The organism is Parabacteroides sp. Marseille-P3160 (assembly GCF_900162725.1).
GTDB lineage: Bacteria > Bacteroidota > Bacteroidia > Bacteroidales > Tannerellaceae > Marseille-P3160.
The window spans coordinates 239,367-264,006 of the sequence record NZ_LT799418.1; the positions used below are offsets into that span (position 1 = coordinate 239,367).

The window sequence follows — 24,640 nt, forward strand, 5'->3', positions numbered from 1 at the left end:
CAGCGTAGTTACCTTTAACTAAAAAACAATGCAAAAGTAAGAAAAAAAGAGGATTTCCTGCTTTATTCCATCGGAGCATTTCAAAAGGAATATTGCAAAAGACGGACGACGGAGGACGAAGTACGAATTATGAGTTGGTCGTATAATGTTTGCGGAGAATAAATCGTATATTCTCCGCAAAATATACGGAAAAAAGTTTTTAATATTGTTTCTTTCCGGCGGTTTCTTTCGATTTGAAATGCTCTAAAACGAGTTTTATTAGAGTGGGTGGCTGAATTCATCCAACGGGTTAACCGGATGTTCCGTACCTTAAAATAGGTAATTTAACAGGGGTAATGGAAAACAAAAAAGGGTAGGATGGGGCTAAAAAATTTAGTTTGATTATCTTTGTCTTTCTTGAATAAATTAAATGGAGAGATTGTGGGAAAGATAGTAGAAACCCCGTTGATGAAACAATATTTCGATGTCAAAAGGCAACATCCGGACGCTTTGTTGCTCTTCCGGGTAGGGGACTTTTACGAAATGTACGGTGAGGATGCGGTGATAGGAGCGGAGATTCTCGGGATTACACAGACACGCCGGGCAAACGGTGTGTCGCAATATGTCGAAATGGCCGGTTTCCCCCATCATGCACTGGATACTTATTTACCCAAATTGGTCCGCGCCGGGAAAAGAGTGGCTATTTGCGACCAACTGGAAGACCCGAAAATGACGAAAAAACTGGTGAAGCGGGGAATAACCGAACTGGTGACGCCGGGTGTCTCTATTAACGACAACATTCTCAATCATAAGGAAAATAACTTTCTGTCCTGCGTGCATATGGAAAAAGGGCAGGGGGGCGTCTCTTTCCTGGATATTTCGACTGGTGAGTTTCTGACCGCCGAAGGTTCCGTTGATTATATAGACAAATTGTTGAATAACTTTTCTCCGAAAGAGATACTGATCCAACGGGGAAGCAAGAAGCGTTTCGAAGAGAGTTTCGGTACACGCTATCTGGTCTTCGAACTCGACGACTGGGTTTTCACGAGTGAAACGGCCAACGAACGGCTGTTGAAGCAGTTCGAAACGCAGAACCTGAAAGGCTTTGGCGTACAGCATCTCACCTTGGGGTTGATTGCCTCGGGAGCGATCCTTCATTATCTCGATGTTACGCAGCATACGCATATTTCCCATATCACGACCTTGTCGCGTATTGAAGAGGAGCGCTATGTGCGCCTGGATAAGTTTACGGTACGCAGCTTGGAGCTGGTGAGCACTATGAACGAAGGCGGCACGGCCCTGCTGAATGTAATCGATAAAACCGTCTCCCCAATGGGTTCCCGTTTGTTGCGGCGCTGGATCTTGTTCCCGCTAAAGGAAGTTCGCCCCATCGAGGCGCGGCAGGATGTGGTGGATTACTTTTTCCGCCATCCTGATGCGAAAGAGTTTCTGGATATCCAGCTAGGACAGATAGGGGATTTGGAGCGGATCATTTCGAAAGTGGCAGTGGGGCGAGTCTCTCCGCGCGAGGTCGTTCAGTTGAAAGTCGCTTTGCAGGCGATTGAACCAATAAAGGAACTTTGTGAACAGAGCGACGAGCCGAGCCTCCGCCGGATCGGCGAACAGATGGATCCTTGCGTCGTCCTGAGCGAACGGATCGGAAAGGAGATTCAGCCCGATCCGCCGGCGCTGTTGAACCGGGGTGGCGTGATTGCTCCGGGTGTCGATGCGGAACTGGACGAGCTTCGGACGATCGCCTATTCGGGGAAGGATTACCTCCTGAAAGTGCAGCAACGCGAAAGCGAACGGACGGGCATTCCAAGCCTGAAAATCGCTTTCAATAATGTCTTCGGATATTATATAGAGGTGAGGAATGCGCATAAGGACAAGGTACCACCCGAATGGATCCGGAAACAGACGCTCGTCAACGCCGAACGCTATATCACCGAAGAACTGAAGGAATACGAGGAGAAGATCTTGGGGGCGGAGGAGAAGATCCTTTCCCTCGAAAGCAGGATATTCAACGAGTTGGTAACTGCCATGGGCGAATACATACAGCCGGTTCTCCAGGATGCCAATCTGGTGGGCCGGATCGACTGCCTGCTTTCCTTTGCAAAGATAGCCGAGCAGAACCATTATATCCGGCCGGTGGTCGACGAATCGGATGTGATCGACATCAAAGGCGGCCGGCATCCGGTGATTGAGAAGCAATTGCCTCCGGGAGAGCCTTATATCGCCAACGACGTCTACCTGGACAAAGAGCGGCAGCAGATCATGATCATCACGGGCCCGAATATGGCGGGTAAGTCAGCCCTCTTGCGGCAGACGGCGCTGATCACTATCCTGGCGCAAATCGGCTGCTTCGTGCCGGCGGAGAGCGCACGGATCGGCTGGGTAGACAAAGTCTTTACGAGGGTAGGGGCCTCGGACAATATTTCGGTGGGCGAGTCTACTTTCATGGTCGAGATGACGGAAGCGTCGGACATCCTTAACAATCTTTCCCCACGCAGCCTCGTGCTTTTCGACGAGTTGGGGCGCGGTACGAGTACATACGACGGAATTTCCATTGCCTGGGCGATTGTGGAGTATATTCACGAACATCTCTCGGCTGCGGCGAAGACGTTGTTTGCTACGCATTATCACGAACTGAACGAAATGGAGCGTTCCTTCAAACGGATCCGGAATTACAACGTTTCGGTGAAGGAGGTCGGGAACAAGGTGATCTTCCTCCGCAAATTAGTCAAGGGAGGTAGCGAACACAGTTTCGGTATCCACGTGGCAAAGATGGCGGGAATGCCCAAGAGCATTGTTAAACGTTCCAACGAAATATTAAAACAGTTGGAGACGGAAAATCGGCAGAATGGAATCAGCAGCAAGCCGATCAAGGCGATTACCACCCATGCGGAGGGGTATCAACTGAGCTTTTTCCAACTGGACGACCCCGTGTTAAGCCAAGTGCGGGATGAGATTAAGAACATCGATGTCAATAACTTGACCCCGCTGGAAGCGCTCAACAAACTAAGCGAAATCAAACGGATTATTTCCGGGAAATAACCGGGGGCATTATAAGGAGCCGCCTTCCGGTATTTTACCTGTCAGCTTTGCTTTCAGGACGATGAGGGAAGTGATCGGAAAGACCTCTTTGGGTAATTCGATGTGCGTCGCTCCCTTTACTTCCCTGTACGGAACCGGCTGGCCGGTTTCGAGGACTTCACAGCTTCCAATCCGTTTGGCATCGATGGGAAGATCGATTTTCCCGGAAGGATTGCTTATGCTGATATACAGATAAGAATTTCCATTTTCCTCCTTTTGCGTCAGAAAGATGCCTTCACCGACTGCCAGGGGAACCGGCTTGGCTCCGTAGACTGCCTCTCCATTGGCATATAGCCAACCTCCCATCTCCCGCAAGCGACGGATGGCGGCGGCCGGAAAACTTCCGTCCGGTTTAGGCCCGATATTCAAAAGGTAATTTCCTCCTTTGGAGGTATTATTGACCAGATAGCCCAGCATCTCACATGAAGATTTCCAATTGAAATCATGGGCGTGCCAAGCCCAGGATTTTGTCATGGTGGCCGGCGTTTGCCAGGGTTTGCTTAATATCTTGTCAGGGTACTGGTTGTCATGCATCTCCAGGAAATCGATGTTCTCTCCTGGATTGAGGAAGGAGATACGTCCGTTGATCAGGCATTTTTTGCTGTTTGCGCGTACGAGGGCGATCAGTTCGTCCCGCCGCTTTTCGGTGATGTGTGTCTCTTCGTCCCATGTATCGAACCAAAGCAGATCGGGATCGAACTTCTGCAGCAGTTCCTTGACCTGTGGAAGGCTTTTGCCTTGCCAATATTTTTCGAAATCCGCATCCGAACGTTTAGGCATCCAGTAGGGTAGCGCTCCGTTCGGATCTTCCCAATCTTGCCAATGGGAGTAATAGAAACCGTATTTCATCCCGTATTTCTTGCAGGCGGCGACCAACTCGGCCAGGATATCCCGCTTGAACGGGGTATGCATGCTGTTGAAATCCGAGACTTGGGAATCCCATAAGGCAAAACCGTCGTGGTGCTTGGAAGTGATGACAAAATAGCGTATTCCGTCTTCTTTAGCTTCTTTGATCCATTGGTCGGCATCGAAATTCACCGGGTTGAATTGCTGCGCCAATGCCCGGTATTCTTTATCAGGTATTCCGAGACGCATCTGGATCCATTCCGCATACCAGCTTTCACCCTGAGGCAGGGAAGGGTCGGGCAAAGTATGGCCGTTGTAGGTTCCTCCGAGGATGGAATATAATCCCCAGTGGATAAACAATCCGAATTTGGCTTCTTTAAACCATTCCGCCTCTTGCAGATCGAGCGACAGTTTTGGATGTTGAGCGAAAACGCAGTTCAGGCACAAGAATGCCCCCAGCATAAGTTTTATTTTTCTTCTCATTTTTAGTGTGTTCCTGTTTTATCTCAAAGATATAAATTTTCAATAATTATCCGCATCGTATCCAGCATAATAAATCCAGTATACTGGTTGATGAATTTCAGTATACTGGATTTATTCATTGTGACCTTTACTAAAATCATAAATTTTTTATTCTTCTTTATGCGTTGTGAAATGGAGCCGGAGAAGATTAAAAATTAAAATGTACATTTGTAGCTGAATAAGGAAATCATGATCGTAACGAAAGACACAAAAGCCCTGGAAGGAAAAGAACTGGCGGCAACCATCGGTTTTTTCGATGGGGTGCACCGGGGGCATCGGTTCCTGATAGAGGAACTGAAACAGATAGGAGTTGCCCGCGGTTTGCCTACGGCTATCATTACTTTTCCGAACCATCCCCGGGCAGTTGTGCATCCTGATTTCCATCCCCAATTACTGAATTCGTTTGAAGAAAAACTGGAGTTGCTGGCGGAAACGGGAGTGGATTATTGTATCGTCCTTGATTTTACATTGGAATTGTCTTACTTGTCCGCCCGAGCCTTTATTACGGATGTCTTATCGGAGCAAATGCACGTCCGCATCCTGCTGATCGGATATGACCATCGCTTCGGGCATAACCGCCTGGAGGGTTTTGAGGATTATGTCGCCTACGGTACGGCTTGTGGAATGGATGTGGTGAAGGCTTCGCCTTATGACGGGGGAAAGACCGAGGTAAGTTCTTCCATGATCCGGAATTTAATAAAACAAGGTGATGTTTCGACGGCAAACCGGTTATTGACTTATCCTTATTCACTCTGCGGAGAGGTGGTCGACGGGCGGAAGTTAGGGCGTACCATCGGATTCCCCACGGCGAATCTCCGGCTGAAAGAGCCTCAGAAACTTTTGCCGGGCATAGGAATCTATGCCGTTTGGGTAAAGGTCGGCAAAAGATATTATAAGGGAATGCTTTACATCGGCAACCGGCCGACGGTCCGTAACGGTCCGGATCTTTCGATTGAAGTCAATATCCTGGGCTTTGAGGGGGATCTTTATACGAAAGAGATTACCGTTTCGTTCATTTATTATGTACGCGAAGATATAAAGTTTGACTCGATCCGGGATTTAAGTACACAGTTGACGCACGACCGGGTTTATGTTGAGAAATTACTGAACCGAACTAATTTGCCTGAATAATGGAATATTACTACGAAGCGATCGATCTCTTGAAGGGAATGATTTCCCGTCCTTCCTTCAGCCGGGAGGAAGCGGGAGTAGCGGACTTCCTGCAAGCTGCCTGGCAGGCTTCAGGGCGGAAGGTACAACGGGAAGGGAATAACCTCTGGATCGTATCTCCTGATTTCGATTCGAAGAAGCCGACGCTTTTGCTTAATTCACATATCGATACGGTTAAGCCGGTTAGCGGTTGGTCGAAAGATCCTTTTCTCCCGGAGGAGAACGGGGAAGATTTGCTTTTCGGCTTGGGAAGCAATGATGCCGGCGCCAGTGTCGTTTCGCTTTATGCAGCCTTTACCTTATTGACGATGAGGCCGCAATCCTATAATTTAATCTTCCTGGCTTCTTGTGAGGAGGAGATTTCGGGGCGGGGAGGGATCGAACTGACCTTGAAGAGATTGCCTTCGATTGCCTTCGGAGTAGTAGGGGAGCCGACCGGGATGCAACCGGCCGTGGCGGAAAAGGGACTTATGGTGCTCGATTGTACTTGCATCGGCAAGGCCGGGCATGCCGCCCGCAACGAAGGAATCAATGCGATTACCTTGGCTATGAAGGAGATCGACTGGTTTAATTCGTATCATTTTCCGAAAGAAAGCGACTTCCTCGGACCGGTCAAAATGAGCGTCACGATGATTCATGCCGGTACGCAGCATAATGTAATACCTGATCGTTGCGAATTTACGGTCGATATCCGTTCCAACGAATTTTATTCTAATGAAACGCTCTGCGAACTGATCCGGCAGGAAGTCGGTTGTGAAGTGAAACCCCGGAGCACCCGTTTGAATTCGTCTCAGACTCCGTTGGAGCATCCGTTTGTGCAACGGGCTATCCTTTTAGGAAAGCAGCCTTTCGGTTCTCCGACGCTTAGCGACCAGGCTTTGATGCCTTTCCCTTCCGTAAAGATAGGACCGGGAGATTCCGCCCGTTCACATTCTGCAAACGAATATATCCGCCTCACGGAGATCCGGGAGGCGATTGATACGTATGTCCGTCTGCTGGACGGATTGAAACTCTGACAGGATGTTGAGGAAAATTCTCGGAACCGTCGGAACCCGTTACCTGATTGCCTTCCTGAACTTATTCCTGATTTTTATCAATGCAAAAATCTTGGGAAAGGAAGGGCTCGGATTAGTGGGGTTGATCTATGCTTCCGCGAATATTGCCGTCATGTTCAACAGTGTTCTATGTGGTAATACGATTGTCTATTTTATGAACCGCTATCCTCTGGGGTATGTGTTTTGGCCGGCGGCCGGCTGGTCGTTCGTCGGGTCGGCTATAGCCTGCGGGATTATGTTTTTCCTCGGAATGATTCCGGAAGGGTATGGGTGGCTGGTTTATGGACTGGCTGTTTTGATGACGTTGGTGGGCGTCAACTCACGGGTATTCCTGGGAGAAGACCGTATCGCCGCCTTCAATCTGACGATGGCCGTACAGGGAGGCGGTCTGTTTGTTTTCTTGCTTTTCTTTTATTTCGTAGCCGGGGCAAAAGAGGTTTCTTCGTATGTGAATGCCTTGTTCCTAACGAACGGGACGGCCCTGTTGTTGAGTATCCTGTTATTGGCTTCCTCTTTTTCCCATAAGAGCCGGAAGGCAGGGTATCCGGAGCCGGATTCTTTCGGAAAGATACTTAAGGAGATGTTTGTCTATGGTCTTTGGAGCAGTATGGAGAGCCTGGCGGAAGGACTGACGACGCGACTGAATTATTTCATGGTGGAACGATTCAGCGGGCTGGGAGGGGTAGGACTGTTGGACTCCGGAACCAAGGTATCGGAGAGCGCCTGGAATATCAGCCGGGGGGTGAGTCTCATTGAATATAGTAGCATTGCCAAGACGAAGGATGCAGAAGAACAACGGCGCATCACGCTTCAGTTATTTAAATTGACTTATTGCGTCCTTTTTCTGGTCATGGGGATTATCCTGTTGGTTCCCGAATGGATTTATACGAAGTATCTTTTCTCTGCCGAATTTAAGGGAATCCGTGAGATTATATTGCTCTTGTCCGTAGGTATCGTGGCTTTCGGAGGGAATAATATCCTGGCGCACTACTTTATTGGCTGTGGAAAGATAAAATACTGCGCCGCCTGTTCTTTTCTCGGCCTCGGTACACTTTTATTGATCGGTTGTTTCCTGATTCCGGCGAAGGGTATTCCCGGAGCGGCCCTTACTTCCAGCATTGCCTATATCTGCATGCTTCTTTTTTCCCTGCTTGTTTTTATGCGCCAAACCCGTACGGCCGCCCGGGAATTGCTTCCGACACCAGGAGATTGGGAAGCCCTCCGTTCCCGCCTCTTCCACAAGCATTCCAAACATTAATTCAGCCAGGGAGCCGGATTCAATTTGGTTTTCTCCTTCCATAACTGGAAATGGAGAATGGTGGAATTGCCTTCTTCACTATCCACGAAGATTTTTCCGATAGACTGGCCGGTCTTTACTTTGTCCCCGACTTTCACATAGACTTGGCTCAGGTTGCTGTAGACCGTTAGATAATTTCCGTGGCGGATAATAACGGAGTTGTTATAACCGGGAACGACGAAAATACGGGTTATCACGCCGGTGAATACTGCCCGGGCGTCGCTGCCGGGTGTCGTTTCAATGTCGATTCCGTTATTATTGGTTCGTACGTATTTCAATTGTTGGTGCTGTTGCTCTCCGAACTGGGATACGATTGTGTGCCGTCCGGAAACAGGGTAAGGCAGGCGCCCGCGATTGCTTCCGAAGTCGGCTGACAGTTTCCTTTCGGCTTGTGTCATGGCATATCCGCCCTTGGTTTCCGCTTGGCGTTTTTCCTCGGGTTTTTCCTCTATCCCGTCGGCTTGCGCTTTTTTCCGGGCGGTTTCCGCCTCTTCCTCCGCACGGCGGATTTCTTCTGCGATCAACCGCTCGATTTCCTGGTTGAGGGCGTTCGCCTGTTGCTGCTTTTTCTTCAGGACAGCCTGAAGTTCCTTTTGCTGTTTGTTTAACTGCTGTACTTCCGCTTTCTGATCGCTCTCTTCGCCCTGCAATCTCATCCGCTCCTGTTCACGTGTCGCCAGCAAGAGTTGTTTATCTGAACGGCTCTTCTCCAATTCGGTCTGCTTCCGGCTAATCTGTGTTTGTTTTTCGATGATCTCACGGGCCTGTTTTTTCTGCCATTCCGCATACTCGCGCAGGTAGCGCATGCGGCGGAAAGACTGTATGAAACTCTCCGCCGAGAGGATAAAAAGCAACTTATCCTGTGATGTATGGCGGCGGTATAGTTTTTGCGCTGAATTGGCATAATTGGTGCGGCTTTTATTTAAATCAACCTGTAGCTCGTCTACTTCTTTTCGTAACGCAAAAATCTGGTCATCAAGAGAATTAATCTCTTTGTTTAATAAATCGATTACATTGCGGCGCGACATCACTTGGCGGGCCAGCAGGTTGAGCCGGTTCAGCGAGTTTTTTGCCGTAGCCTGTGTTTCTTTCAATCGCCGGCTTGTTTCTTCAATATCTTTCAGCGCTTCTTTGCGCTGGGCTTCCAGCTGCTTCAATCTCTCGGATTGCTGGGCAGAAGCATTGAACAGGAAAAAAGAAAATAGGACGATTAAAACGTATTTCATTTTTTCTTTTTGGAAAGGGATTTTATAAATTGGTCGATTGTTATCCGTTCGTATTTGGAAGGAACCTCAAAGTCAATCTGGACCGGCGTATTGGTTTCTACATCCGAATAATTCAGAATCGTCTTTCCTGCGGGAACCCCGCCTTTCAGCAATTGCACATCCATCCGCATGGGGAAAGGCTGTGAGCCGATCAATTGGAAATCGGCATAATTCCATTGCAGGGAATAAGTTTCACGACTGTCGCGTACCTGGGTGGAAAGAAGTTTCTCTTCCCCGTCCGCCTGAAAAGTATAGAGCAAGCCCATTTTGTCTTTAGCCTCGATCGTGTAAGTGCTTCCTTCCTGGTCTAATCCGAACTCGGAATATTGTTCCGGCAAGATCTGCTGTTTTCCCGGAAGGAAAAGATGATTAGTAAAGAGCGACTGTAGGTTATAGAAATTGAAATCGACCGGCGTCTTTCCCTTTATATTTTCATACAATTCATCTACATAACGTTTATTCAGCCGGTCGATCAACAGGACCCGCCCGGGGCTGACCTGTAAACGGAATACTTCGATGCCAAGGAAAGGTTGCACCGAAAGTTGGAAGATGCTGTCCCTGATCATTTTCAGATTGACTCGCGAGTTCAGCTCTTTTTCCGGCAACTTAATCTCCGCATTCAGCCGGGCATTCAGCGTTTGATATTGGAAAGCCTTTTCAACCATCAGCCCGAAGAACACGTCAGCCTCCCTTTTTTCTACCACAGGCTGTATGGTTTCAATCTTCTTCGCCGTTTTACAGCCGGTCAGGATAAAGGAAAGAAGGCCGAAAAGAAGGACTACCCGTCCGGCATACAGTCTTATTCGTTGATATTGCTTATTTCTTTTCATCGGATTGTTCTATATAGTTTTCTTCAGCAATCTTCCGGTCTAATAGAGCGTTCTTTTTCCCTAACTCCTTCGCTTTTTTCCATTGTTCCACAGCTTTCTCCTTCTCTCCGATTTTGAAGAGAATATCCCCGTAGTGATCCAGCAGCTCAGGGCTGTTTGTCTTATCTTCCGAAAGCGCTTTCTCGATATAAATCCGTGCGAAGGAGTAATTCCCTTGTACAAAAAAGATCCAGGCATAAGTATCCAAATATGTGGCGTTATTCGGTTCCAGCTTGATGCATTGGGCGCTCATCCGCTCCGCCTTATCCAGTTCCTTTTTTTCCAGGGAAAGGTAATAACTGTAATTATTCAGCACCACTACATTATTTTCATTCAGCTTCAGCGCTTCATCATAAGCCTTGAAAGCCTCTTCCGGTTTCTTGATCTGGAAGTAAATATCCCCGATCTGTCCGTAAAAATCGGAACGGAGCGGTTTGTTTTCAACCGGGATAACTTTCAGCCCTGCGTAATACGTATCGAGCGATTCCTGATATTTATTCATTTGGAAATAAGCGATTCCCTTGAAGAAATAGTACTCAGGAGCGTCGGGAAACAGTTCCTGGCATTTCTCGCTGACTTTAAGTACTTCCTCCATCCGGTCGGCTTTCATCAACAGGTTCAGCAGTTGCATCCATGCGGCCGAGTTCTCCGGTTCCATCTCGGTGACCACCTGGTATTGGAAAAGCGCCTCGTCCGTTTTGTTTTGCGACGCGAGGAGGGAAGCATACATCAACTTTAGTTCTGTTTCCTCCGGATGCTGCTCCAAAAGTGTTTTAAAGAGCGTATTGGCGCTTTCCGTCTCGTTCTTGCCCTGCTGCAGGCGTTGGATATAACGGGCCAGGATGGCGACTTTGGTTTCCACATCCAGCTTGTCGTTGAGCAAGGCGTTCCGGATCTGTGTCTCCGCTGCTTCCTTGTTTCCTATATGTTCGTAATAATTGGACATGGAAACGGTATAGTAAGGATTCTCCGGATCGATCTGATGCGCCTTCTTGTAATAAGACAATGCCTTGACCGTATCGTTTTTCTCCAGGTATAAGTCTCCGATCAGAATCGGATAGCGGGCCTCCATCGGATATTTCGCTACGAGCGCGTCGAGCTCCTTAAAGGCCTCTTCCGGTTTCTCCAGCGTGTTGTATAGTTTGAACTTGCGCATACTAATCGCCTCGTTCATGCCTATGGCATCCTCGAGGACGTTATAGGCGTCGATGGCATCCCCTATCTCGCCTTCCTGCGTTAGGGATTCCGCAAGGAAATAATTTAATTCCGGTTTTTCCGGATGGTCTTTCACCAACTCCCGGTATTCGTCCGACGCTTCGCCATACATTCCGATGTTCAGCGAGAGAGAAGCGAGAGACAGGCGGTAGGTATAGTTATCCGGGCTGTTGGCAACGGCTCGTCTGAGCATAGCCACCGCCTTTTCCGGCTTGTTCATCTGTACGTAGAAGTTGGATAACTCGAACAAGACGGGAGAAGCGGTCGAATCGATCGTCAGGCAATGCTCGAAAGCGGCGTAGGCTGCATCGAATTTTCCTGCGTTCCGTAGCTTAAGACCTTCATAGAAGAAATAGTCGAATTTCCGTTGCTGCGCCGGATCGAGCGATATAGCCTTTGAAGGTTGTTCTTTATCCACACGTTCAGCTTGTGCGGGACGGATAGTCCCGAACAGCACAATGATTGCAACGATACATCCTGACAGGGTTTGCTTTAACATATATATTCTTTATGGATTATTTACCGGTATGTCCGAACCCTCCGGCTCCGCGTTCGGTTTCGTCCAGGACTTCTTCCGGTTGCCATTCTATCCGGCTATGGGAAGCGACCACCATCTGGCAAATACGCTCTCCATCATTAATAACAAACGGTTTGTCCGATAGGTTTATCAGGATCACCCCGATCTCTCCCCGGTAGTCGGCGTCGATCGTCCCCGGCGTATTCAGAAGGGTGATTCCGTGTTTCAGGGCCAATCCGCTACGGGGGCGCATCTGCGCTTCATACCCCTGGGGAAGTGCGATAAAAAGCCCGGTTGGAATCAACTTCCGTTCCATCGGTTGGAGCATGACCGGTCCGGTAAGGTTGGCGCGGACATCCATCCCGGCGGACAGAGGCGTTTGGTATTGCGGCAGCGGATGATGCGAGGTGTTTACTATTTTTACTTTCATTTCTTGTTATTAAGTCTATTAGGAGGCAAAGATAATAAAACTGTAGTTTGAATGGCGCATTTGCTTGAGGGATTGTAGCAAAACTCTACCAAGCAAACTTAAAAAAATATAAGGCTTACTTTTCGCAAGGGGATGGAGAGGAGGATGAATTTCAAGGTTATATAAAGGTGAAAAATCCATAGTTATGAATGAACTCATTCATAACTATGGATTTTATAGAGTTGTTGAAAGCTTTTAATCGTGCCAATCGCCCTGTTCCTTGATCAATTGAACCAAACGCTCGACAGCTTCTTCCTCCGGTATATTTCGGAGAACGCATTCTTTCCCTTTATAGAGGCTGATGCGTCCGCGGCCTGCCCCCACGTATCCGTAGTCGGCGTCCGCCATCTCGCCTATACCGTTGACAATGCATCCCATGATTCCGATCTTCAGGTCCTTCAGGTGTGAAGTCGCCTCTTTGACACGGAAAACAGTTTGCTGAAGGTTGAAAAGCGTCCGCCCACAACTTGGGCAGGAGATATATTCCGTTTTACTGACTCGCATACGGGCGGCTTGCAAGACAGCGAAAGAATAATTATCGGTCAGTTTGGGCTCTGTTCCTTCATTGGTCAGCAGAACACCGTCCAAGAATCCATCGAGAAAGAGTGTTCCATAATCTACGCCGGCCTTGATCTGAAGCGACTCCTTATCTTCTTCCCGGTATTCGTGCTGCAGGATGACAGGGACATCGCATCCGGTCATGAGCAGGCGGTGCATGAAAGCTCGCGCCTCGCCCACACGGTTCGAAGAGGAGGTCGTGAGGAGGACGACTGATGTCCGGTCTTTTTTCAGTATCTCCAAGGTGGAATCGGACAAGTCAGCGTAGGTCAGGCGGATAAACTTCACCGGAGCGGGAGTCTTTTCCATTGCTTCGATCTCCGAAGTATGGAAAAGAGGGAAAGCATTCGGTAAGGCTTTCCATGCGGAGGCATCCACAATGAGGCGGAACTGATCCGGCAGGTTTTCCGGATCTTCCAACCCTATGTAGAGGAAGTCCGGATTGGCTGTCGGGTCGAACACAAAATCGCCGGAAGTCCGGTCTGAGAGAACGACCGGCACTTGTCCGCCGCCAATGATCCCCACTTTTCGGGTTTTTCGCCTTCCCGGACGGATAGGATCGAAGCCTGGGGCCTGAGTGGCAACGATTTTGGGCAATTCTTCCCGCGTACGGATATAGTCTGCCAATTTGCGGGCAACCGGCACTTCGGCCTCCGGTTCTTCGCTGAGGGAGACGCGGATCGTGTCTCCGATGCCGTCCGAGAGCAAGGCGCCGATACCTATTGCGCTCTTAATGCGACCGTCTTCACCGTCTCCGGCTTCGGTTACGCCAAGATGAAGCGGATAATGCATTCCTTCCGCATCCATCGTTTGCACCAGCAGGCGGACAGATTGCACCATCACGACGGTGTTGGAGGCTTTCATCGATAGGACGACGTCCGGGAAATTTTCTTCCCGGCAGATACGCAGGAACTCCATGCAGGAGGCGACCATCCCCTCCGGCGTGTCTCCGTAACGGCTCATGATCCGGTCGGAAAGCGAACCGTGGTTAACTCCGATCCGGATGGCGGTATGATTCTTCTTGCAGATATTCAGGAACGGTACGAAACGCTCCCGTATCTTCTGGAGTTCGGCCGCATATTCCTCTTCGGTATATTCTTGATGGTTGAATGTCTTGACTTTGTCGATGTAATTACCGGGATTGATACGCACCTTCTCTACTTCTTCGGCGGCGATATCGGCCGCTTTGGGAGTGAAATGGATATCCGCTACCAAAGGCGTCCGGTAGCCTTGAAGGTCCAGTCCCTTTCGTATATTTCTCAGGTTCCGGGCTTCCCGTTCCCCTTGAGCTGTAAAGCGAACGTAGTCGGCGCCTGCATCAATGATGCGGATTGCCTGCTGGACAGAGGCCTCCGTATCCATTGTCGAGACATTGGCCATGGATTGGATCCGGATCGGGTAATCCCCTCCCAAGGGGATCTTTCCGATCTGTACGACCGAGGCGGGGCGCCGTGTGTAATTAAACAAGTCCAAGGATTTTGATTTTTAATTTACTATATATAATCTGAAAATCAATTTGTTTTGTATTCAAACGAAACCTTAGCCAACTCTTCGTTTGCTTTCACGATTTTCTTTTTCAGATTGAGTTTGTAATCTTCCAGTTTCTTTTGAAGCGTTTCATCGCCTACGGAAAGGATTTGTACGGCCAGGATACCGGCATTCAGTGCTCCGTTGATTCCAACGGTTGCGACCGGAATGCCCGGAGGCATCTGTACGATGGCCAACAGAGCATCCATCCCGTCCAGCGTAGAGTTGATGGGTACGCCGATGACGGGTATTGTCGTCATGGAGGCGATGACTCCGCAGAGGTGCGCCGCCATTCCGGCTGCTGCAATAATAACCTGAATGCCTCTTCCTTTGGCATTTTTGGCGAAAGATTCGACTTCTTCAGGCGTGCGATGTGCCGAGAGGGCATGCATTTCAAAAGAAACCTCCATGTCATTCAAAAACTGGGCAGCCTTCTCCATTACCGGAAGGTCAGAGGTGCTGCCCATGATGATGCTTACGCGTGCTGTCATTATCCGATTAATTTTTCATATTCTTCTGCCGAAAGCAGCGTTTCCAATTCTTTTGCGTCTGCAATGGAAATTTTGATCAACCAACCTTCGCCATATACGTCTTCGTTTACTAACTCGGGTTTGTTTTCCAAAGCGGTATTGAAAGCTAAAACTTCACCGGTTACCGGCATGAAAAGGTCGGATACGGTCTTTACGGCTTCGATGGTACCGAATGCTTCCTCCTTGGCTACGGTTTCTCCTACGGTGGTGACATCGACGAAAACGATTTCACCTAATTCTTTCTGAGCATAGTCTGTGATACCTACATAAGCTATGTCTCCTTCGATACGGATCCATTCATGGTCCTTTGTGTACTTTAATTCTGCTGGGAAATTCATATTGTCTGGTTTTTATTTAATGAAAAAATGATTATAACTCCATATAGAGGAAATAAAAGGACAAGCAAATCCAAGGCAAAAACCGGTATAAGTTTGCATCGGTGTATGCTTGTTCAGATAGATGCGGGAAGTACAGAGAGCTCCCGCAATCAGGAACAACAGCATAAAGGCTATATAGGGATTAAAAGCCTGAATCTGGGAAATGCCCATTACTCCGCCCGTCAAAATGCCGATTCCGATCGCATGAGCACTGATTTTCCAGTAGAAGTTGATGGAAACGGCAAGTATCAGGGCGACGCATCCTCCTCCCAATACAGACAGAAGCCAGAAAGGAACCATCAGCCGGTATAGGAAAAAGATGCAGAGAATGATGGATGCAATGATGATCAGATAGGGGACAGCCCGTTCATTCCGGTCGGTCAGTTCCGTATCTTTGGCAGCTCCGCTTTTTATCAGGAAAAGAATCAAGGAAGCCGGAAGAAACGCGGAAATAAAGAACACCCCGCCTATCACTAGTAATTTCATGGAAGTCGGTAAAAAAAGCAGGTAGGTATTGAATAGTGCCAATATTATACCGTAAGTTGCCATCAACAATGGATGGAAGACCCAAGAGATTATTTTTGCAAGGTATGTCATTTCACAAAATTATATTTCTTTTCTGAGGCGTGCAACCGGAATGCCTAATTGTTCACGATATTTTGCAACGGTACGCCGGGCGATTACATATCCTTTTTCCTTGAGGCGAAGGGCGAGTTCCTCATCTGTAACAGGTTTACGCTTGTCTTCGGCATCAATGCATTCTTTCATGATTTTCTTTACTTCGCGGGTGGATATCTCTTCGCCGCTCTCCGTCTGGGTAGATTCGGAGAAAAAGTATTTCAGCGGATAGACGCCGAAGTTCGTTTGTACGTATTTGCTGTTGCTGACGCGGGAAATTGTCGAGATGTCGTAGCCGGTCTGCTCTGCGACGTCTTTCAGGATCATCGGATGGAGCCTGGCTTCATCGCCTGTGAGGAAAAAGTCGGTCTGGAGGCGGATGATGGCTTCCATCGTGCGTTGCAAGGTTTCCTGCCGCTGCTTGACTGCGTTGATGAACCATTGCGCCGAATCCAGCTTTTGCTTCACAAACTGAACCGCGTCTTTCATATCGTTTGTTTGATTCGCCTTGTTTCCGGTATAATCCTGAAACATTGTCTTGTATTCGGGGTTGATCCGTAAATCCGGTACTCCCCGGTTGTTCATGCTCAGAATCAACTCGCCGTTATGCGATTCGACGATAAAGTCGGGTATGATTTGGCTCATAGCGGTTTCCATCGTACCTCCCCAACTGTTTCCCGGCTTAGGGTTGAGGGAAACGATAGCCTGTATGGCCGCCTTCAGCGTTTCTTCATCGATATTGAGTCCTTTAAGTATTTTATCGTAATGACGACGGGTGAACTCTTCGAAATAATCCTGCAATATTCTTTTGGCCAACTGATTAGAAGGAGTTTGCTCCTGCTTTTCCAGTTGGATAAGGAGGCATTCCTGCAAATTCCGGGCGCCTACTCCGGTAGGTTCGAAATCCTGGATAGCCTCCAGCACTTTTTGGATTTCCTCTTCGCTGACTTCCTGCCCGGCCAGGAAAACGAGATCGTCGGCAATGGCCGGTAAGTTACGACGCAGATAGCCGTCGTCGTCGATATTGCCTATAATATATTCCCCGATTTTGGTCTCCTTTTCAGAAAGTTCCCGAAGGCCGAGCTGCTGAAGCAAAAACTCGTTGAGAGATTGGCTGATAGAGAAAGGAATTTCCTCCTTTGTACTCCCTTTTCCACTGATCTCCCTTAGTTTATAGTCGGGGATATCGTCTTCCGTCAGGTAATCACCAAGCGAGAGGTCGATGTCGGAACCTGTTTCCCCGTCCGGATTATTGTCCGGAAAGTCATCCGCCGCATAGTCGTCGGCGCCGTCTTCCGGCAAAGATTCTTTTCCTTCTTCCAGAGCAGGATTTTCCTCAAGTTCATGTTTGATGCGTTCCTCCATCTCCATGGTTGGTAATTCCAGCAGCCGGATTAATTGGATTTGCTGTGGAGAAAGTTTTTGTTGCAGTTTCTGTTGTAGCTGTTGTTTCAACATATTCTTTTACACGCTCTATTCGGAAATTAGATAATGCAAAGATAAGTTTTTGCCATTAATCAGCATGTACTTTTCCGAAATAGATTAAGTCGTAAGTCTTTTTAACGAAATGAAAAAAGCGATCCGATTCCCAATAAAATTTCTCGTACGGGGTGTTGTATAGTAAAAAAATATCCCTACCTTTGCGTCACCTTTTTGAAAAATGCCCAGATGGCGGAATTGGTAGACGCGCTGGTCTCAAACACCAGTGGATTCACTTCCATGCCGGTTCGATCCCGGCTCTGGGTACTTTTTTGAAACGCTAAATCTTTGATAATAGAAGATTTAGCGTTTTTGTTTTTCTCTCCGTGTCCGCAATTTGTCCGCATTTTTGACAAGTTATAGATCGTTCCACTTTCAAGCTGTCGAATTTTTCATTATTTTTCACCTCAATTGATTTAGATAGCGAGTAATATTATTAGGTTGTTGGCCGAGAACTCCAAAAAAATTCTCCTTTTAAAAACTCGGACATTTATAATTTTTGCTGCTTTGCATATTTTTTCAATTTCTCTTCAATTTGATATTCAGAGAGATTTATTATATCATCGAGAGGAATTTCATCAGTAAATTGTGCTTTAGACAACAATAAACTCCTATACAAATTAGGGTATCCACCCTTTAATGTGACTGTTACGAGACTTCTTCCATATTCTTGTTCGTGTACTATATCTTCTATCCAAAAGTACCCACATTTTACTTTTGCGTAAATAAATGGAAAGTCAAAACTCTCAAATAAATTTAGAGGAGCAGATAGCCATAAATGGAAAAAACTGTAATAGTAGTACGAGAGATAACTAAATGAGAAACGATATAAATATTTTCCACCGTTACAAAACAACTCTGGATTTGACAAGTTTAATTCTAAGATATCGTTATATGCTTCCTGTAAAAACTTTTTTATGTTTGAAGTTTTGATACCTGTTATTTCTGAAATTACTTTTGATTGATATTTCGATTCATAACTTGAATCTTGAGATTCTTTTTCTTTTCCAACAGTTATCAAATAGTCCAAAATAGGATCATATTTCTTTCCCTGATTTTTGATTAAGCTAAGCCAAGGATATTCCGATATAAGACAACGTACAATTTCTCTGGCGCTTGGTGTATATTTAAGAGATTCCGTCATTTAATATAATTGCTTAGTTTGTTAATCAAATATATGGGCTAGTTGACTAGTTGACTAACTTTAGTTATAACTTTGTACTCTACATCATCAAACTGTTTAAAATGAGCTTTACCACATTTTATCTTCAACTGTTCGCTTTTATGGAGTTTCGATAAATCTACAGATTTGGTTCCCGTATCTTTTGTTTCAGCCACGAAATATACCTTTGTGTTACCCTCGAAAACAATTGCCCAATCAGGATTATAACTTCCAATTGGGGTGGGTATGGTAAACCATCTTGGTAGCTTAAAATAAAATTTCACTTGCTCACTACTCTCGCAATCTTTTGCGAACTGACTTTCCACTGTTGAATCTAAAGGAATATATTCCTCATAAAGCGTCTTGGATGTGTCTGATACTTTAAAAGAGAAATCATTCAGATATATTTCTAATTCCTGTTCCTCAAACAATCTCATTTCATATTCTGAATTACCTATTTTCTGATATTTTATACCGTCTATCATTAAATCGGACAGAACTCGTCGAATAGCTTGCGAGCACAAATCCATAAACAATTGAGGATTAATAAGAATGTCGTTTATCCTTTCCGATCTTTCAAGTATTTGTAGTAGTGTGCTGCGTGTAAGCTCTGTCTTGCTTTGAATATACCCTAATACATCAGGAATCTCCCATCTAAAGTTACCATAATGCTCCACTTTGTCTCCAAGATAAGAGGTCTCTATTCCGGAATCAGTCATAAATACATTAACCTTGGTAGAACGGATGGAAGGTGGAAGTATGGTTGGTAAATCTTTTATTGCCTTTGAGGCCGTAATAATCAACTGCGGGGTATCAAAATACACTCGATATGTTGTTTTCTTATTAATACGTTCCCATATTTCCAAAAACTTGGGATCGGCTTCAAAACCTTTGCGATATTTTACCGCTGTACGTTCACGCTTATTCTTAATCCGACCTTCAAATGCTACCCCGCAATCCTCCTCGATTTCCTGTTGCAATGCTTTGGCAAAATCACTATAAGATTCATTAGCGACTACAGTTAGGCGATTAATATTCGGATCATAAATACGTCGCCCTTCTGCATCAACCGCTAAACGTAATCCACGGCCTATTTCTTGCCGCTTTTTCATTTCGGATTTTGTCTCATTAAGTGTACATATTTGAAAAACATTCGGATTATCCCATCCTTCACGTAAAGCGGAGTGAGAAAAGATAAAGCGGAGCGGATTATTAACATTCAAAAGTTTCTCTTTTTCCTTCATTATAAGGCTGTACGTATCATCATCAGCCTGCGTTTCACCAGATGTATCTTTCAGTTTTCCTTTTTTATCTTGGGAAAAATAAGCTTTGTGAATCTCTTGAATCTGATAATCATCAAGAGACCTAAATACGGGTTTCGATATTAAATCAGCATAAATTTCTTCAAACCACCGTGCAAATTTTCCTTGCGAGGAATTACCGTCAGGCAAATACTCTTTATAATTTGCAACCCGGTCAATAAAAAAGAGCGACAGAACCTTTATTCCTTTTGGTTTTAATTTTAATTCTTTCTTTAAATGTTCTTCTATGGTTTTGCGCATCTGGAATTTCATCAGCTCATCGGTCAGGATTCCTTGTACCGCTCCTTTGTAAAGGATATTTCCGTTCGAGAGTGTTATACACCCATTTGCAGCATCAATCTCTTCAATTATATAACCGTTTCGATAGACTTCTCTTTCATTGGAGAGAATATATAAATCATCTCCTGCCCTAACATTGATGGCCTTCTTTGACACACCATTCAGGGTGTTTATGTTTATGAATATTTTTGCTGTTACCTTGGTCTTAGCAGCAGTAATACTCTCAACTGAAATAAAAGCATCGTTAGAAGAATTTTCTTCGATAACTGATTCTACTTCAATCTGTTTTACCAATCCTAAATCATAGGCCACTACAGGATTCAGATTATAAATCAGATTATATAGGTTGCGATGGGTTGCGGAATAACGTAACGTGAAAAGCGGATGGAGATTCTCAATCGCTTTCTTGCGTTTGTCGGTCTCCATATTTTGAGGCTCATCTACAATCACAATGGGATTCGCTGCACGGATAAACTCAACAGGGATCTGTCCGTTCAAACGGTCGTTCGGTTTATTGATAATATTCTCATCCTTAGCGAAAGAATCAATATTGATAATTATAATTTCAATATTATTACCTGTTGCAAACCCTCGTAATGATGATATTTTTGTGCTATCGTACACACGAAAATTCACAGGAACATTATCATATAAATTCTGGAAATGCTCATGGGTAATTTCCAAATTTTTAAGAACACCCTCTCGTATAGCAACAGAAGGAACGACAATTACAAATTTTTTAAAAGCATATTGTTTGTATAGTTCATATATGGTACGGAGATACACATAGGTTTTTCCTGTTCCTGTCTCCATCTCAACCGAAAAGTTCATTCCTTCTAAAAATTTAGATATTGGAATTTGATTTTCACTCTGCACTATTTGCAGATTATTTAAAATCTGATCTTCGGAAAGTATTAAACGATTGGCAATACCATCAATAAAATTCAATGCATTATCTTCTTTTACCCCAAATTCCAGAGTAGAATAATCGATTGGCTGCCCCTCGAAGAGTCGGATAACCGAACTTATCGCATCAAGTTGATACTGAAGATTGGACTCGAAATGAAGTTTCATCTACTTTAAATTATAAGTTCTCAAACTGTCAGGAATGGCAGGAACACCATATCTTCCCAAAAATGCTATATACCTTTGTCTTAATTGATGGATATAGGGTGAATTAAGTTTAAACTCTGTCCGATATTCCTTTATTTCATTTTTATTCTTAGATACAAATGCTGATATAAAATTAATCAAAGCAACTGCATCATACTGTTGAATATCAAATGGAAACGAAGGTAATATATGTCGACTTATAATGCCATTATTAAATATCGATTTTACTGACTTCTGATCTTTGATAAATTTCTTTTTCTTCTCATCCTGATATTCCTTTGACTTATCCTTCATAATAATCAAGAATTCATAAAATTCTTTTTCTGTATCTGTAATATCGCACTCTGGAGTTATTAAAAGACCATATTCGTTATCATCAAATTTAAATATATCTCCTGTCATTATTGGAGCATTTTCATTCAATTTTGAATAAAAAATTCTATAATACAAACGTGCAGCACTCTCTTCTGTTGATCCATTAACAGGATTTTGATCTTTTTCTAATATTTCTCGAAGAACTGTATCTTGAATCAAAGATTCATTTAAAACATTGTGAAATATATTTATCACCTCAGAAACAGGGTCTGATTTATCTTCCTTCGCAGTGTCCTTAATCTCACTTATCCAATTTGGATCTGCTTGTTCCAATTCAGAAAAAATCATCTGGACTGATTGATTTATACTTTGACTCCAAATAAATGGAATTTCCATATGTTTATTCTTATCTTCGAAAGAGGCTATTTCGCTACAAATCTTTGCAAATTCTTGCTCTTCATCAAAATCACTTGCTTTCTTCTCGAAATAAATCTTTTCAGTTCCAAATATCCCTTTTAATTCTTCTTGAAGTTCATTTGCCAACTCTTCTCTCGAATATATATACACAAGAGAATATATTTTTTTACTCCTTAAAATATCTAACGGATTCTCATTCATTTCCGGCATCTCCTCATCTTCGCTTGGTTTCTTAAAAGTCCAATCGAGTAGTAAGGCTCGAAAAGTGGAAATAGATGATATCGTTTTCTCAAGATCTGATATATTTGTTATTGGAAGGATAGAATAGTCAAGGCTCCTATTAAATTTTTGAAAAAGTTTATTCTCATATGTTCCATCATTCAAGACATCGTCATCAGCATATAATATTACACCATTCATTATTTATCCTCCTCATTAAATTTAATAATAAAGTTTGCTCCTGAAAGGATTTTATCTTTGGGGTTCTCTAAAACTGCTATCTCAGCATTGATTCTTAATAAAAGTTCCCTGACAATATACAGTCCCAACCCTCGACCATTCGATTTCATGGAGAAGAATTCTTCGAAAACTAAGGGAGCAATATCCTCTCTTATTCCAGAACCATTATCAGCAACGATAATGGTTTTTTCGGATGAATTAATCAAAAAATGTAATTGTTTATTAGGTGTTCCTGATTTATTCAACCAATAGATAGAATTATCCACAAGGTTAATTAATACCTGTAAAATTAATCCCGCATTGGTTTTGATAAATAAATCCCCAATTGATTGCTTGATGTCATGCGATATTTTTCCATCAATATCATTTCTGAAGTACTTAATAACTTTGGCTATGCTATCAGATATAGAGATTTCTTTTATGGTTTTTCTCTGAATCTTGAAAAGCGGTTGAATCAACTGCATATCATCATATACAATAGCTGCACTTTCATCCAATTCTGATAATATAGATAATAATTCTTCTTGCTGATAATCATTCTTCTCTACCTTTTTCCTAAAATCTTTGATATTTTGCCTCATTAAAGAGAGAAGCCTTAAAGAATCGTGAGAAGATTTTTCCACTGCCATGCCTAAGCCAGCTAAATCTTCTACCGTTTCCATACGTCCTTCCATAACAGATAAATGTTTTTGATACGTGTCTATAAATTTATTTGCAAGGGATAATGTTTTTGTATCGTTTATTTTAGTCAATGACTTCTGCAATTGATCAAAAGAATCCTGCAGAAAACTCTTTGATTTGTTTAACAACGTCTTTCTTTGAATTTCCCCTTTAAGCTTATCTATTTTTATTTCTGTATTAAATATTTCTGTTACTGCAGTAACTAAATTGGTGAAGTCATCAAATCGTCCGCCATTGTTTACAATCCCTTGTCTGTTGGACGCATCCTTCAAATCGGGATTATTTTCCTGACTAATATAAATAAAGCCAGTTAAATCATTGTAGCTAATAAATTGGCCTGCCCTAAAAGTAGAACGAAGTTTATCTAAGTTTAACCAGTCTATCCCTTTTTCTCCATATGGATAAACACGAACCCCATCCCTCAACACGAATACGAAATTTTCCTTGATAAAAGTCTTTAGATCTTCGTTTAGAATAGTTTTGTCTGGTTTTTTCAAATCAAAGGCATAAAATGTGAAACTAAAAGGGCCACATTTCGGTTTCCGTCCATTATCGATGAACCATTTTAGTCCGACTAAAGAGTAGTTATTATTGTCTAAATCATTCTGATCAAATAAATCAATAGTTTTATCTATTTTACGCAAGGGAACTGTTGATTTATACTTAAAATCCAAAACTCCATCATTATCAACCTTTCCTATCATTGTAAATTGCGCCCGTTCTATGACGTCTTTGAAAGTCATTACATCCTCTCTCGTATATAATTTACCCTCTTTATACAAATCAACATTAAAGTCACTTATAAAGCTAACACCTAAATTTTTGGCATTATCATCAACAGGAGGTATTAAACGTTGTATATTTTTATATAATTCCTCAAAATCTCTCTCTGTCCATTGCTCCCTCAGATTATATATTCTAATAATCGTACCTGATTTTGACGTTATTACTTCAGGAGGATCATTTACATACCAATTATTTGAAACATCTTCTAGCAATTTATATTCTGTAGCTCGTTGATTAAACAAATTACTATTTTCCGGATTAAATTCAGAAAAATTCATCTCTAACTTAATCTCATTTTCATTTTCTGCTTTTGTATATAAATGAATTTTCTCTCCTAACTTATGGATTGCAAATCTCCCTATACCTTTTTCACCTTGAATAATTCTTCCAAGAGGTGTTCTTAATTGTTTATTCTTCTTCTTATCTAATTTATTAGGCGTTGCGGGTCTTAACCAGACATTCTGAATAATATCCAATGACATCCCTACACCATTATCCTCTATTTCAATATAAGCCTGGTCTTCAATCGGCAAATCATTATAATTAACATTTTGCATATTTATGAACCTGACTTTTACCGACTTGGCATCTGCATCATAGCTATTCTTTATTATTTCAATTACAGCGACTTTCTTGTCTGTAATCAGTTGGTCTCCAATAATATTCATAAGCCTTGCATAAGGCCTAAAGGGCATACTATCCTGTTGTATTATAGCCATA

18 protein-coding genes and 1 tRNA gene are annotated in these 24,640 nt (G+C 44.1%); 5 read left to right on the forward strand and 14 right to left on the reverse strand.

Annotation, left to right across the window (positions count from 1 at the left end; all coding sequences use genetic code 11):
- The first annotated feature begins 420 nt into the window (after positions 1-420).
- Entirely contained in the window at positions 421-3,033 is a 2,613-nt protein-coding gene (gene mutS, locus BQ8014_RS01040; protein WP_080905742.1) for a DNA mismatch repair protein MutS, read from the forward strand.
- Between the two features lie 9 nt (positions 3,034-3,042).
- Here the strand turns inward: mutS and BQ8014_RS01045 are convergent, their stop codons facing one another.
- Complete coding sequence (locus BQ8014_RS01045; protein WP_080902730.1) at positions 3,043-4,401, reverse strand: alpha-L-fucosidase; 1,359 nt, start codon at positions 4,399-4,401, stop codon at positions 3,043-3,045.
- Between the two features lie 228 nt (positions 4,402-4,629).
- On the opposite strand from BQ8014_RS01045, the gene BQ8014_RS01050 reads away from it, so the two are divergent.
- From BQ8014_RS01050 to BQ8014_RS01060, 3 genes are read left to right on the forward strand one after another with little or no spacing between them, the layout of a single operon-like run.
- Positions 4,630-5,571 (forward strand): riboflavin biosynthesis protein RibF, encoded by a 942-nt coding sequence (locus BQ8014_RS01050; protein ID WP_080902731.1) that lies wholly within the window; start codon positions 4,630-4,632, stop codon positions 5,569-5,571.
- A complete protein-coding gene (locus BQ8014_RS01055; RefSeq protein ID WP_080902732.1) occupies positions 5,571-6,626 on the forward strand; it encodes a M20 family metallo-hydrolase in 1,056 nt (351 codons plus the stop codon). Before BQ8014_RS01050 ends, BQ8014_RS01055 begins: the two co-directional genes overlap by 1 nt.
- A 4-nt stretch (positions 6,627-6,630) precedes the next feature.
- Entirely contained in the window at positions 6,631-7,923 is a 1,293-nt protein-coding gene (locus BQ8014_RS01060; protein ID WP_080902733.1) for a lipopolysaccharide biosynthesis protein, read from the forward strand.
- On the opposite strand, the gene BQ8014_RS01065 is transcribed toward BQ8014_RS01060, so the two are convergent.
- The 9 genes from BQ8014_RS01065 to rpoN all read right to left on the reverse strand — a co-directional run bounded on the left by BQ8014_RS01065 (position 7,920) and on the right by rpoN (position 17,365).
- The gene (locus tag BQ8014_RS01065) at positions 7,920-9,188 is read right to left on the reverse strand and encodes a murein hydrolase activator EnvC family protein (protein WP_080902734.1); all 1,269 of its coding nucleotides are present in this window, start codon (positions 9,186-9,188) and stop codon (positions 7,920-7,922) included. The genes BQ8014_RS01060 and BQ8014_RS01065 overlap by 4 nt on opposite strands.
- On the reverse strand, positions 9,185-10,057 hold the full coding sequence (locus tag BQ8014_RS01070; RefSeq protein WP_080902735.1) for a lipoprotein insertase outer membrane protein LolB1: 873 nt from the start codon (positions 10,055-10,057) through the stop codon (positions 9,185-9,187). Before BQ8014_RS01070 ends, BQ8014_RS01065 begins: the two co-directional genes overlap by 4 nt.
- Positions 10,044-11,810 (reverse strand): tetratricopeptide repeat protein, encoded by a 1,767-nt coding sequence (locus BQ8014_RS01075; protein ID WP_080902736.1) that lies wholly within the window; start codon positions 11,808-11,810, stop codon positions 10,044-10,046. The genes BQ8014_RS01070 and BQ8014_RS01075 overlap by 14 nt, the downstream gene beginning before the upstream one ends.
- 16 nt (positions 11,811-11,826) lie before the next feature.
- Entirely contained in the window at positions 11,827-12,258 is a 432-nt protein-coding gene (dut, locus tag BQ8014_RS01080) for a dUTP diphosphatase (RefSeq protein ID WP_080902737.1), read from the reverse strand.
- 234 nt (positions 12,259-12,492) lie between these two features.
- A complete protein-coding gene (locus BQ8014_RS01085; RefSeq protein ID WP_080902738.1) occupies positions 12,493-14,328 on the reverse strand; it encodes a 4-hydroxy-3-methylbut-2-en-1-yl diphosphate synthase in 1,836 nt (611 codons plus the stop codon).
- Positions 14,329-14,366: 38 nt separating this feature from the next.
- A complete protein-coding gene (purE, locus tag BQ8014_RS01090; RefSeq protein WP_080902739.1) occupies positions 14,367-14,873 on the reverse strand; it encodes a 5-(carboxyamino)imidazole ribonucleotide mutase in 507 nt (168 codons plus the stop codon).
- A complete protein-coding gene (gene gcvH, locus BQ8014_RS01095) occupies positions 14,873-15,250 on the reverse strand; it encodes a glycine cleavage system protein GcvH (protein WP_080902740.1) in 378 nt (125 codons plus the stop codon). Before gcvH ends, purE begins: the two co-directional genes overlap by 1 nt.
- Positions 15,251-15,262: 12 nt before the next feature.
- On the reverse strand, positions 15,263-15,886 hold the full coding sequence (locus BQ8014_RS01100; RefSeq protein ID WP_080902741.1) for a hypothetical protein: 624 nt from the start codon (positions 15,884-15,886) through the stop codon (positions 15,263-15,265).
- 9 nt (positions 15,887-15,895) lie between these two features.
- Positions 15,896-17,365, reverse strand: a complete 1,470-nt coding sequence (gene rpoN, locus BQ8014_RS01105; protein WP_080902742.1) for an RNA polymerase factor sigma-54 — start codon at positions 17,363-17,365, stop codon at positions 15,896-15,898.
- A 204-nt stretch (positions 17,366-17,569) separates the two neighbouring features.
- Between rpoN and BQ8014_RS01110 the strand changes: the two genes are divergently transcribed.
- A tRNA-Leu gene (locus BQ8014_RS01110) sits at positions 17,570-17,653 on the forward strand.
- Positions 17,654-17,876: 223 nt separating this feature from the next.
- Here the strand turns inward: BQ8014_RS01110 and BQ8014_RS01115 are convergent.
- From BQ8014_RS01115 to BQ8014_RS01130, 4 genes are read right to left on the reverse strand one after another with little or no spacing between them, the layout of a single operon-like run.
- Positions 17,877-18,530: a hypothetical protein gene (locus BQ8014_RS01115; protein ID WP_080902743.1), complete on the reverse strand. Its 654-nt coding sequence runs from the start codon at positions 18,528-18,530 to the stop codon at positions 17,877-17,879.
- Between the two features lie 38 nt (positions 18,531-18,568).
- Entirely contained in the window at positions 18,569-21,223 is a 2,655-nt protein-coding gene (locus tag BQ8014_RS01120) for a restriction endonuclease (RefSeq protein ID WP_080902744.1), read from the reverse strand.
- Positions 21,224-22,414 (reverse strand): hypothetical protein, encoded by a 1,191-nt coding sequence (locus BQ8014_RS01125; protein WP_080902745.1) that lies wholly within the window; start codon positions 22,412-22,414, stop codon positions 21,224-21,226.
- Positions 22,414-24,639 (reverse strand): ATP-binding protein, encoded by a 2,226-nt coding sequence (locus BQ8014_RS01130; protein WP_080902746.1) that lies wholly within the window; start codon positions 24,637-24,639, stop codon positions 22,414-22,416. The genes BQ8014_RS01125 and BQ8014_RS01130 overlap by 1 nt, the downstream gene beginning before the upstream one ends.
- Position 24,640: the final 1 nt, after the last annotated feature.

Excerpts from the sequence above, each read along its gene's own strand:
- BQ8014_RS01060 (WP_080902733.1), top strand. The coding sequence starts at position 6,631 with ATGTTGAGGAAAATTCTCGGAACCGTCGGAACCCGTTACCTGATTGCC.
- BQ8014_RS01055 (WP_080902732.1), top strand. The coding sequence starts at position 5,571 with ATGGAATATTACTACGAAGCGATCGATCTCTTGAAGGGAATGATTTCC.
- dut (WP_080902737.1), bottom strand. The coding sequence starts at position 12,258 with ATGAAAGTAAAAATAGTAAACACCTCGCATCATCCGCTGCCGCAATAC.
- BQ8014_RS01075 (WP_080902736.1), bottom strand. The coding sequence starts at position 11,810 with ATGTTAAAGCAAACCCTGTCAGGATGTATCGTTGCAATCATTGTGCTG.
- BQ8014_RS01100 (WP_080902741.1), bottom strand. The coding sequence starts at position 15,886 with ATGACATACCTTGCAAAAATAATCTCTTGGGTCTTCCATCCATTGTTG.
- BQ8014_RS01065 (WP_080902734.1), bottom strand. The coding sequence starts at position 9,188 with ATGAAATACGTTTTAATCGTCCTATTTTCTTTTTTCCTGTTCAATGCT.
- BQ8014_RS01120 (WP_080902744.1), bottom strand. The coding sequence starts at position 21,223 with ATGAAACTTCATTTCGAGTCCAATCTTCAGTATCAACTTGATGCGATA.
- gcvH (WP_080902740.1), bottom strand. The coding sequence starts at position 15,250 with ATGAATTTCCCAGCAGAATTAAAGTACACAAAGGACCATGAATGGATC.
- purE (WP_080902739.1), bottom strand. The coding sequence starts at position 14,873 with ATGACAGCACGCGTAAGCATCATCATGGGCAGCACCTCTGACCTTCCG.
- rpoN (WP_080902742.1), bottom strand. The coding sequence starts at position 17,365 with ATGTTGAAACAACAGCTACAACAGAAACTGCAACAAAAACTTTCTCCA.
- BQ8014_RS01125 (WP_080902745.1), bottom strand. The coding sequence starts at position 22,414 with ATGAATGGTGTAATATTATATGCTGATGACGATGTCTTGAATGATGGA.
- BQ8014_RS01045 (WP_080902730.1), bottom strand. The coding sequence starts at position 4,401 with ATGAGAAGAAAAATAAAACTTATGCTGGGGGCATTCTTGTGCCTGAAC.
- BQ8014_RS01050 (WP_080902731.1), top strand. The coding sequence starts at position 4,630 with ATGATCGTAACGAAAGACACAAAAGCCCTGGAAGGAAAAGAACTGGCG.
- BQ8014_RS01130 (WP_080902746.1), bottom strand. The coding sequence starts at position 24,639 with ATGGCTATAATACAACAGGATAGTATGCCCTTTAGGCCTTATGCAAGG.
- BQ8014_RS01070 (WP_080902735.1), bottom strand. The coding sequence starts at position 10,057 with ATGAAAAGAAATAAGCAATATCAACGAATAAGACTGTATGCCGGACGG.
- BQ8014_RS01115 (WP_080902743.1), bottom strand. The coding sequence starts at position 18,530 with ATGACGGAATCTCTTAAATATACACCAAGCGCCAGAGAAATTGTACGT.